Annotated in this window: 9 protein-coding genes; 3 read left to right on the forward strand and 6 right to left on the reverse strand. The window is 61.2% G+C overall.

The features are described from left to right. Window positions 1–135: 135 nt before the first annotated feature. The 5 genes from AC0Z5Z_RS25680 to AC0Z5Z_RS25700 are packed head-to-tail and all read right to left on the reverse strand — an operon-like array spanning window position 136 to window position 6,419. Window positions 136–933 carry an enoyl-CoA hydratase/isomerase family protein gene (locus AC0Z5Z_RS25680; RefSeq protein WP_485611810.1) on the reverse strand — a complete coding sequence of 266 codons (798 nt, stop codon included), beginning with the start codon at window positions 931–933 and terminating at the stop codon, window positions 136–138. Next, window positions 930–2,087, reverse strand: coding sequence for a citronellyl-CoA dehydrogenase (gene atuD / locus AC0Z5Z_RS25685; protein ID WP_056788533.1), 1,158 nt, complete (start codon window positions 2,085–2,087; stop codon window positions 930–932). The genes AC0Z5Z_RS25680 and atuD overlap by 4 nt, the downstream gene beginning before the upstream one ends. Window positions 2,088–2,117: 30 nt before the next feature. Further along, window positions 2,118–3,734 (reverse strand): geranyl-CoA carboxylase subunit beta, encoded by a 1,617-nt coding sequence (gene atuC, locus AC0Z5Z_RS25690; RefSeq protein WP_256809687.1) that lies wholly within the window; start codon window positions 3,732–3,734, stop codon window positions 2,118–2,120. A gap of 3 nt (window positions 3,735–3,737) precedes the next feature. Continuing rightward, complete coding sequence (locus AC0Z5Z_RS25695; RefSeq protein ID WP_485611811.1) at window positions 3,738–4,622, reverse strand: SDR family oxidoreductase; 885 nt, start codon at window positions 4,620–4,622, stop codon at window positions 3,738–3,740. Between the two features lie 12 nt (window positions 4,623–4,634). Next, the gene (locus AC0Z5Z_RS25700; protein WP_485611812.1) at window positions 4,635–6,419 is read right to left on the reverse strand and encodes an acyclic terpene utilization AtuA family protein; all 1,785 of its coding nucleotides are present in this window, start codon (window positions 6,417–6,419) and stop codon (window positions 4,635–4,637) included. 184 nt (window positions 6,420–6,603) lie between these two features. Between AC0Z5Z_RS25700 and AC0Z5Z_RS25705 the strand changes: the two genes are divergently transcribed. From AC0Z5Z_RS25705 to AC0Z5Z_RS25715, 3 genes are all read left to right on the forward strand, one after another. Further along, complete coding sequence (locus AC0Z5Z_RS25705; RefSeq protein ID WP_041478455.1) at window positions 6,604–7,227, forward strand: TetR/AcrR family transcriptional regulator; 624 nt, start codon at window positions 6,604–6,606, stop codon at window positions 7,225–7,227. 94 nt (window positions 7,228–7,321) lie between these two features. Beyond that, the gene (locus AC0Z5Z_RS25710; RefSeq protein WP_217851629.1) at window positions 7,322–8,119 is read left to right on the forward strand and encodes a substrate-binding periplasmic protein; all 798 of its coding nucleotides are present in this window, start codon (window positions 7,322–7,324) and stop codon (window positions 8,117–8,119) included. A gap of 85 nt (window positions 8,120–8,204) precedes the next feature. After that, the gene (locus AC0Z5Z_RS25715; protein WP_485611813.1) at window positions 8,205–9,218 is read left to right on the forward strand and encodes a GNAT family N-acetyltransferase; all 1,014 of its coding nucleotides are present in this window, start codon (window positions 8,205–8,207) and stop codon (window positions 9,216–9,218) included. A 108-nt stretch (window positions 9,219–9,326) separates the two neighbouring features. Here the strand turns inward: AC0Z5Z_RS25715 and AC0Z5Z_RS25720 are convergent, their stop codons facing one another. Next, window positions 9,327–9,881, reverse strand: a complete 555-nt coding sequence (locus tag AC0Z5Z_RS25720) for an RNA polymerase factor sigma-70 (protein WP_008088195.1) — start codon at window positions 9,879–9,881, stop codon at window positions 9,327–9,329. Between the last annotated feature and the right edge of the window lie 10 nt (window positions 9,882–9,891).

A 9,891-nucleotide genomic window follows, 5' to 3' on the forward strand; every position in this document is an offset into this window, starting at 1 on the left:
TGGAACGCATTTCAACCGCGAATTCGGGCGCTCCTGAGTTTTGGGCGGCGAAGGTGCGGGCCTCTTCGCGAGCAGGCTCGCTCCCACATTTGGAATGCATTTCGACCTGTGGGAGCGAGCCTGCTCGCGAAGCTTTTAGCTGACCCACCGAGGGTTACGTTTCTGCATAAATGCCATGGTCCCCTCGATTCCTTCGTCTCCGGTCACCGCCGCGCTGAACCACTGCGCCGCCTCATCGAGCAATGCGCTCGACGGCTGTCCGGCACTCGCCAGCAACAATTTTTTCGTCATCGCATTCGCTTCCGGTGCGCAGCGCAGCACCTGTTGCAACACCTCATCCAGTCGCTCGGCCAACGCTTGCGCATCCTGTTCAACGAAATGCACCAGCCCCAATCGCTGCGCCTCGGCGCCATCGAAACGCGCCGCCGTCAGCGCGAGTCGGCGGGTTTCGGTCAAGCCGAGCCGTTGCACCACAAACGGTGCGATTTGCGCCGGGATCAGGCCAAGGCTGGTTTCCGGCAAGCCGAACTGCGCCTTGTGACCGCTAATCGCAATATCGCTGACGCAAGCCAGGCCGAAGCCGCCGCCGAGCACGGCGCCTTGCAGCACAGTGATCAGCACTTGCGGCGCATGTTGGGCTTGTTCCAGCAGCGCGCCAAACGCCCGGTTCAACTCGCGGTAAGCGTCCGCGCCCTGAGCCCGGGCATTGGCCATGTCCTTGATGTCGCCACCGGCGCAGAAGTGCCCGCCGGCACCGCTGAGCACCAAGGCCCGCACTGAGCGGTCATCACGCACCGCCGCCAGCACCGCGCGCAGTTCGGCGACCATTTGCAGGCTCATCGCGTTGCGGCTGTCCGGGCGGTTGAGGGTGATGTGCAGCACGCCGCCATGCAGTTCCAGCAACAGCGTCTGGCAATCGGGCAGGCGGCTCATTTCTTTTTCCCCGGCAGAATGCCCATCAGTTTGCAGATGATCCCCAGCATGATTTCGTCGGCGCCGCCGCCAATCGATACCAGACGCACATCGCGATAAGCACGGGCCACCGGGTTGTCCCACATGAAGCCCATACCGCCCCAATATTGCAGGCAGCTGTCGCTGACTTCACGGCCGAGGCGTCCGGCCTTGAGCTTGGCCATCGACGCCAGTCGTGTGACGTCCTGACCTTTGATGTACTGCTCGGTGGCCTGATAGACCAGCGCGCGCAGGCATTCGATTTCGGTCTGCAATTCGGCGAGGCGGAAGTGGATCACCTGGTTGTCGATCAGCGCGTTGCCGAAGGTCTTGCGCTCCTTGCAGTACTCGATGGTGCTGTCGATGCAATATTCCAGGCCCTTGATCATGTTCGCCGCGCCGAACAGACGTTCTTCCTGAAACTGCAGCATCTGCATCATGAACCCGGCGCCTTCGTGGCCGATGCGGTTGCGCTGCGGCACGCGCACGTTGTCGAAGAACACCTGCGCGGTTTCCGAGCTGCGCATGCCGAGCTTGTCCAGGTGCGAACTGAGGCTGATTCCCGGGGTGTTCATCGGCACCATGATCAGCGACTTGTTGATGTGCGGCTTGTCGTCCGAGGTGTTGGCCAGCAGGCAGATGAAATCGGCGCTCGGCGAGTTGGTGATCCACATCTTGCTGCCGTTGATCACGTAGTCATCGCCGTCCTTGCGTGCCGTGGTTTTCAGCCCGGCGACATCGGAGCCGGCGCCGACTTCGGAAACGCCGATGCAGCCGACCTGTTCGCCGGTGATGGCCGGCCGGAGGAACTCTTCGCGCAGTTCATCGGAGCCGAAGCGCGCCAGCGCCGGGGTGCACATATCGGTCTGCACGCCGATCGACATCGGAATCCCGCCGCAATGAATGGTGCCGAACTCTTCGGCGGCGACGATCGAATAGCTGTAATCAAGGCCCATGCCGCCGAATTTTTCCGGCTTGGAAATGCCCAGCAGGCCCAGCTCACCGGCCTTGCGGAAAATTTCGTGGATGGGAAAGCGTCCGGCCTTTTCCCACTCTTCGACGTGCGGGTTGATCTCGTGCGTGACGAACTGGCGGACGGTGCGGCGCAGGGCTTCGTGTTCCGGGGTGAAGATCATTGTTGTTGTTCTCCGTAGGATCCGTGGCGGTCAGAAGCGGCTGACGCCGAAGCTGTTGGGTTGCAGCGTGCGCCTGTCGGCTTCGTGGCAAATATCCAGCAAGTAGCCAAGCAGGGTGCGGGTGTCGCGCGGGTCGATCAGGCCGTCGTCCCACAGGTTGGCGCTGCCGTACAGGGCAGTGGATTGGCTGTCGAGTTTCTGCGCGGTCATCTGTTCGAGCATGTCGAGCATTTTCGGATCAGGCTCGATGCCGTCCTTGAGCTGTTTGGCCTCAGTGACGATGCGCAGAACCTTGCCGGCCTGAGCGCCGCCCATCACCGCTGTGCGGCTGTTGGGCCAGGCGAAGATGAAGCGCGGATCGAGCCCGCGTCCGCACATGGCGTAGTTGCCGGCGCCGTAGGAACCGCCGACGACAATGGTCAGTTTAGGCACTCGTGCGTTGGCCACCGCTTGGATCAGTTTCGAGCCATGCTTGATCACCCCTTGTTGTTCCGATTCGGTGCCGACCATGAAACCCGTGGTGTTGTGGAAAAACAGCAGCGGCGTCTGGCTCTGGTCGCACAACTGGATGAACTGCGCCGCCTTGCTCGCACCTTGCGGGGTGATCGGGCCGTTGTTGCCGATAAAGCCGCAGGCGCGGCCCTGGATTTTCAGTTGGCCGCAAAGGGTTTGCTGATCGAACTCGCCTTTGAATTCGAGAAAGTCCGACTCATCGGCAATCCGCGCGATGATTTCGCGCACGTCGTAGGGCTTTTTTGCATCGTCCGGGATCAGCCCGAGCAGTTCGTCGATGGGGTAGAGCGGTTCTTTGAATTGCGGCTCCGGCAGCCACGGCAACTGCTCGTTCCATGGCAGCATGCGCATGATGTCGCGGACCTGGCGTATGCCGTCAGCGTCGTTTTCAGCGAGATATTCGGCAGTGCCGGCGACTTGCGCGTGCATTTCGGCGCCTCCGAGTTCTTCATCGGTGGCCACTTCTCCGGTCGCCGCTTTGAGCAACGGTGGGCCAGCGAGAAACAGCTTGGCCTTGCCGCGCACCACCACCACGTAATCCGACAACCCCGGTTGATAGGCGCCGCCTGCGGTGGCCGAGCCGTGCACCACGGTGATCTGCGGCAAACCCATCGCTGACATGCGCGCCTGATTGGCGAAACTGCGCGCACCTTCGACAAAAATCTCCGCCGCGTAGTTGAGATTGGCACCGCCGCTTTCGGCGAGGGTGATCATCGGCAGTTTGTTTTCCCGCGCGATCTGTTGCAGGCGCAGGGATTTTTTCAGGCCGCTCGGCGAGATCGTGCCGCCCTTGATTGCGCTGTTGTTGGCGACCACCATCGCGCGGATGCCGCAGACATAACCGATGCCGGCAATCAGCCCGCCACCGGCCGAACTGCCGTCCTTGTCGTCATGCAATTTGTAGCCGGCGAGGCTGGCCAGTTCGAGGAACGGCGCACCGGGGTCAAGCAACAGGTTCAAGCGCTCGCGGGGCAACAGTTGCCCGCGTTTGCTGAATTTTTCTTTGGCTTCGGCGGCCTTGTTCAACAGGTTCTGTTCAAGCTGCTGCACCTGCTCGATGGCGGCGAGCATGGCCGCGCGGTTGCGCGCGAACGCTTCGCTGTGCGGATCGAGTTGCGACTGAATCTGCGCCATGGCTTATTCCTTATCCTTGAGCACGTCGGGACGCAACACTTCTGGTAAATACGCGCGGTGAAAACCATTGAACGATTCGCTGTGGCTGGCCTTGTGCAGCGGCCAGGCGCGACTGCCGAGGCTGGCGGCGCCGTCGATTTTCACTGTGGTGCCGCTGATGAATGCCGCCGCCGGGCTGAGCAGAAACACGATCGCCGCACTGACTTCCGATTCGGTGCCGATACGCTTGAGCGGCACATGCTCGCGCAGGGTCGGAATTACCGCTTTGAATGCGCCTTCGTAAGTGTCCATGCCGCTGGACGCAATCCAGCCCGGCGCCACCGCGTTGACCCGGACCCCGGCGTAACCCCACTCGAACGCGGCGGTCTTGGTGAAATTGTCCATGCCCGAACGCGCTGCCCCCGAGTGGCCCATGCCGGGCATGCCGCCCCACATGTCAGCGAGCATGTTGACGATGCTGCCGCCATGTTTGCTCATCGACTGGTTGAACACTTCGCGGGCCATCAGAAAGCCGCCGACCAGATTGGTCCGCAGCACGGTTTCAAAGCCCTTCTGATTGATCGAGGCCAAGGGCGACGGGTATTGGCCGCCGGCGTTGTTGACCAGGCCGTGGATCGGCCCGTGTTCGGCGATCAGCTCTTTGACCAGTTGCTTGACCGCTTCTTCATCGCGGATATCGCAGGCCTTCCAGTGCGCGCGGCCGCCGTCCTCGGCGATTTCGGCGGCGACTTTTTCGAGCTTTTCCGCCTTGCGCCCGACCAGCAGCACATTGGCGCCGAGCGCCGCCAGTTCATGGGCGGTGCAGCGACCGATGCCGCTGCCGCCACCGGTGACAATCAGGTTCTGGCCGCTGAACAGATCGGCGCGAAAAATCGACGCGTAAGCCATGCACACCATCCTCTAGTCGAGCTGTTCGGCGATGCTCTGCGGCACCGGGATCTGGATTTCCAATAGTTGCTGGGCGAAGGCTTTGCCTTGCGGGTCGATGCGCAGACTGGCGACACCGCCACCGCCGAGGGCGTTTTCCAAAAGAAAGTTGAGGCTGTGGGTGCCGGGCAGATACCAGCGTTCGACACGCCCGAGAAGCGGATCGAGGACGTGACGCATCCAGTCGACCACCACCGAGGTGGTCAGCGCTTCGGCGATCCACGGCAGGTAATCGGGATGGCGCGGCATCACGCCGATGTTGCTGTGGTTGCCCTTGTCGCCGGAGCGCGCCACCGCCAGTTTCACCAACGGCACACTGGCATCGGCGCGGCCCTGGGGTCTGGGCGGCTGATGGGCGATCGGCAAATCTGCACTGTCCAGAGCCACCGGGTCGGGCAGGGCGCACGGATGACGTTCGCCTGCGATGTCGACTTGCAGGGTGCAGGCGCTTTTATCGATGAGGAAAGAGAACAGACGGATGAGGGGGTATACGGTCGGACGACCGCCGACGATGCCGGTCAAGCCCGGCGCCATGCCGGTCGCGGCCTGGGCGATCTCTCTGGAAAACAGTACCAGTGCGCGTTTGTCGGGATGGCGCACGGCGATTTTGATCACCACTTCACGGCTGTCGCGGCGCTGGCCGTGGGGGCCGTAGGTGGCTTCGCTGCCGAGCAGTTCGACATGGGTTTCGCTGTACGGCGCCCAGCCGCGCAGGCTGAACATCTCGGCGGTCTTGTCGATGATTGCCTGACTGACCCGCCGCGCCTTGTCTACTGCGTCGATGCCGGCCATCAGGCAACTGGCGGTGCAGCGAAAACCGTCCGGGTACGTGGCGCTGACCTTGTATTTATCGTTGGGCGGCAGGCCTTTGGCACCGTGCACGTGCACGACGTTTTTGCCCTGTTGCTGGAGTTTGACCTGAGTGAAATCGCAGATCACGTCTGGTAACAGATAGGCCTGCGGATCGCCGATTTCGTAGAGCATCTGCTCGCCGACCGTCAATGGCGTGACCAGTCCGCCGGAGCCTTCGGGTTTGCTGACGAGGAACTGGCCATCGGCGCTGACCTCGACGATCGGAAAACCGATGTGCTCGTAATCCGGCACCTCGCGCCAGTCGGTGAAATTACCGCCGGTGCACTGCGCGCCGCATTCGATGATGTGCCCGGCCAGTGCGGCCTGGGCGAGTTTGTCGTAGTCATGCCACGACCAGCCGAATTCGTGAACCAACGCCGCACTGACCACGGCGCTGTCGACCACCCGGCCGGTGATGACAATGTCGGCACCCAGGCGCAGCGCTTCGACTATCCCCGGCGCGCCGAGGTAGGCGTTGGTCGACACGCACATGCGCGGAAGCGGCGCGCCGCTGAACATTTCGCGGACGTCGGCGGGGCTTTTGAGCTGTCCTTGCAGGTCATCGCCGAGCAACACGGCAATCTTCAGCTGGACCCCAGCCTGGTCGCAGGCCGCTTGCAGGGCCGCCGCGCAAGCCTGCGGATTGACCCCGCCGGCATTGCTGATCACGCGGATTTTCTGTTCGGCCAGTTGCGTCAGCAGCGGCGCCAGCACTTCGATGAAATCGCTGGCGAACCCGGCCTGTGGGTCTTTCAGGCGCGCACCAGCCATGAGCGACATGGTGATCTCGGCCAGATAATCGAACACCAGATAATCCAGGTTACCGCCCGTCACCAACTGGGCGGCAGCGGTGGAAGTGTCGCCCCAAAAGGCACTGGCGCAGCCGATACGCACGGTGGTTGGCATTTTTATCTCCGACTCAGGGACCTGCGACAGAAGTGTCTGGAGGCTACCAAGCAAGCGCTTGGTTTGTAAACAGGCGAAACATTCTTCTGCCCAAGCGCTTGCTTGGTGCCCGCGCGCGGCTTAAATTGCGCGCAACCCTGCGGTTACAGGGGGCAACACACTGATCGACTGTAGGAGAGAACGGGTGGACGAGCAAAAAGCCCTGCGGGTCATGCGCGAACTGGTCGACCAAGGCCAGTTGACCGACCCGGACAGCGCCCGTGGCAAATTGCTGCAAGTGGCGGCTCACCTGTTTCGCAACAAAGGCTATGAGCGCACCACAGTGCGTGATCTGGCCAGTGCTGTGGGCATCCAGTCGGGAAGCATTTTTCATCACTTCAAAAGCAAGGATGAAATTCTCCGCGCGGTGATGGAGGAAACCATCCGCTACAACACCGCGTTGATGCGCGCAGCCTTGGCCGAGGCGAGCGATGTGCGCGAAAGGGTGCTGGCACTGATTCGTTGCGAGTTGCAGTCGATCATGGGCGGCAGTGGCGAGGCGATGGCCGTGCTGGTGTACGAATGGCGCTCATTGTCCGAAGACGGCCAGGCTAAAGTCCTCGCTTTGCGTGATGTTTATGAAGACATCTGGTTGCAGGTTCTGGGCGAGGCCAAGGACGCGGGCTTTATTCGCGGTGACGTTTTTATTACCCGACGTTTCCTTACCGGCGCACTGTCCTGGACCACCACCTGGTTCCGTGCCGGCGGCAGTTTGAGCCTCGATCAACTCGCCGATGAAGCGTTGATTCTGGTCCTCGAAGCGCGTTGAACGGTTGCCGGACCGGCCGGGAAACTGGCTAAGTCGGCGAAACCGCCTAGCTTGAATGCATTGATCGCTATTTTTTTTCGGGGAGTGGGGTGTTTTGAAGTCTTCGCCAATTCGGACAGCCGCCGGGCTGCTGCTCGCTGCGCTGGCTGCGTTATGGGTATTGCCCGCTCAAGCAGCGCAATTGGTCCGGGTCGGCGCCGCGCATTTCCCGCCTTATACGATTCGCCCGGAAAACGGCGCCGATACCGGCCTGTTGCCGCAATTGGTCGAGGCACTGAACCGCTCGCAGAGCGACTATCAGTTCGTCCTGGTGCCGACGTCGATCCCGCGCCGCTTCGGTGATTTCAAGCAAGGCCGCATCGATATGGCGATCTTTGAGAACCCCGAGTGGGGCTGGAAAGACATTCCCCACGACGACGTCGACATGGGCCTGGAAGACGCCGAGATTTTCGTCGCGCAACGCGAAGACGGCCGCCAGCAAAACTACTTCTCGAGCCTGTCGGGCAAACGTCTGGCACTGTTCAGCGGTTATCACTACGAATTCGCCGACTTCAACGCCGACCCGAAATATCTCGCGAAAAACTACAACGCGACGCTGACCTATTCCCACGACAGCAACCTGCTGATGGTCCTGCGCGGGCGCGCCGACATTGCCCTGGTCACCCGTTCCTATCTGTTCGATTACCTGCTGCGCAACGAGAAGGTCCGCGATGAGCTGTTGGCGTCGCAGCGTACCGATCAGATCTATCACCATTACGCGATTCTGCGACCAAGCGCTCCTATCACCGGCGAAGCCTTCGGCAACCTGCTGCAGCGTTTGCGCGACAACGGCGAATTGCTGAGGATTTTCGAGCCCTACAGGATTGCCGTGATGCCGGCGCCTCATCACTGAAGCGCTAATTGCCTCTCGCGCTTAAATTTCCCCTCCCGGCTCACGTCACTTCGTTGAACTGTCGACGATTACGTGAGCCCGACCCATGTCCAATCTGAATGACCTGACTGCCCTGGCGTTGCCCTCGGGCAGTCGATTGATCGCTGATGCTACCGAGAGCCGGCTGAGCCTGAGCCTGGACGGGCAACCGCTGATTCGGCTGCGCCTGGACCGCGAGGCCAATGGCCCGATCCAGCTCGACGAGCGTTTCGCTCTGCCGCCCGGCCACGCCTTGTGGGCAGCCTGTTATTGGCTGTTCGCCCGTGACCCGGCGTGTCAGCAGTTGATCTGGCAACTCGATCAGCCACCGACCGAAGCCTTGCGCAGTGGTTTGCTGATCAATACCGAAGTCGCCGGCGAGTATCGCTGCGAGCGCACGCTGTTCTGGCAACTGCCGCAGCCGTGGCTGGGCACTTCACTGGCCGGCAGCTATCCGCAGCAAATGGTCATCAGCCAGGGCAAGCGCCATCCGCTGCGACCGGTGAAGCCGCGCGGTGAAGTCTATCGGCGTTTCGATGCGCGGCTCGGCGCATGGATTTCCTTGCGTACGCTGGAAATCGAAGAAGATCTGTCGCGCTTCAATCGCTGGCAGAACAGCCCGCGCGTGGCGAGTTTCTGGCAGGAGGAGGGCAGCCTTGAGCAGCATCGCGAATACCTCGGCAAGCTCGAGGCCGATCCGCACACGCTGACGCTGATTGGCTGTTTCGATGATCAGCCGTTCGCTTATTTCGAAGCCTACTGGGCCAAGGAAGATCGCATTGCGCCGTTCTACGATGCCGACGATTACGACCGTGGCATTCACATGCTGGTGGGCGAGGAAAGTCATCGCGGCCCGCACAAAGTGGCGAGCTGGTTATCGGCGCTGGTGCATTACCTGTTTCTCGATGATCCACGCACCCAGCGCGTGGTCGCCGAGCCACGTGCCGACAACGCGAAGATGATCGGGCATATGCACAACCAATGCTTTCACTGCGAGAAGGAATTCGATTTTCCGCACAAGCGCGCGGCGCTGATGATTCTGGGGCGGGAGCGGTTTTTTGATCGGTGCCCATTGGCCTGATATCGCATCAAGCAAAAGATCGCAGCCTTCGGCAGCTCCTACAGAGGAATGCATTCTCATGTAGGAGCTGCCGAAGGCTGCGATCTTTTTTGGTCAGACGACGCGGTCTCAGCGACGACCCGCAATCACCGCATCCCGCCGACTGCCCGAGACCTTGCGGCAGTGCACCAAAGCATCACGAATCATGAAGTTGACCAGGGTGGGCGATACGCCCAGTTCCTTGGCGATGTCTTTCTGCGGCACGCCGTGCAGACGGTACATCTCGAAGGCATAGCGGGTGCGGCTGGGCAGCTCGGTCAGTGCATCGGCGATGTGTTCCAGAGTCGAGAAGTTGATGTGCGAAGTTTCCGGCGAAGCGCCCTGAATCACCACGTTCAAGCCTTCCTCTTCCGGGCCTGAGTATTTCTGTTCGAGCGCCTGCTTGCGGTAGTGATCGATGGCGAGGTTGCGCACGATCTGGAACAGGTAGCTCAGCTGAGCCTTGATCGACGACGTGATCGGCGGGGCCGATTGCAGTCGGAAAAACGCATCCTGAACCACGTCTTCGGCACGAGACCTGCAACCGGTAATACGGGCTGCAATCTTGACCAGAATCAGTCGATTGTCGACGAATGCCTGAAGTAGCGGTGAATCGCACCTGCTTGTGGATACTTGTTCCGTCATGGAAATCACC

This window comes from Pseudomonas sp. 1L-E-NC-VB-C3 (assembly GCF_057291535.1).

What these genes read in the sequence shown, in the direction of transcription:
- AC0Z5Z_RS25700 (WP_485611812.1), bottom strand. Translation starts at nt 6,419, where the DNA reads ATGCCAACCACCGTGCGTATCGGCTGCGCCAGTGCCTTTTGGGGCGAC.
- AC0Z5Z_RS25680 (WP_485611810.1), bottom strand. Translation starts at nt 933, where the DNA reads ATGAGCCGCCTGCCCGATTGCCAGACGCTGTTGCTGGAACTGCATGGC.
- atuD (WP_056788533.1), bottom strand. Translation starts at nt 2,087, where the DNA reads ATGATCTTCACCCCGGAACACGAAGCCCTGCGCCGCACCGTCCGCCAG.
- AC0Z5Z_RS25715 (WP_485611813.1), top strand. Translation starts at nt 8,205, where the DNA reads ATGTCCAATCTGAATGACCTGACTGCCCTGGCGTTGCCCTCGGGCAGT.
- AC0Z5Z_RS25695 (WP_485611811.1), bottom strand. Translation starts at nt 4,622, where the DNA reads ATGGCTTACGCGTCGATTTTTCGCGCCGATCTGTTCAGCGGCCAGAAC.
- atuC (WP_256809687.1), bottom strand. Translation starts at nt 3,734, where the DNA reads ATGGCGCAGATTCAGTCGCAACTCGATCCGCACAGCGAAGCGTTCGCG.
- AC0Z5Z_RS25720 (WP_008088195.1), bottom strand. Translation starts at nt 9,881, where the DNA reads ATGACGGAACAAGTATCCACAAGCAGGTGCGATTCACCGCTACTTCAG.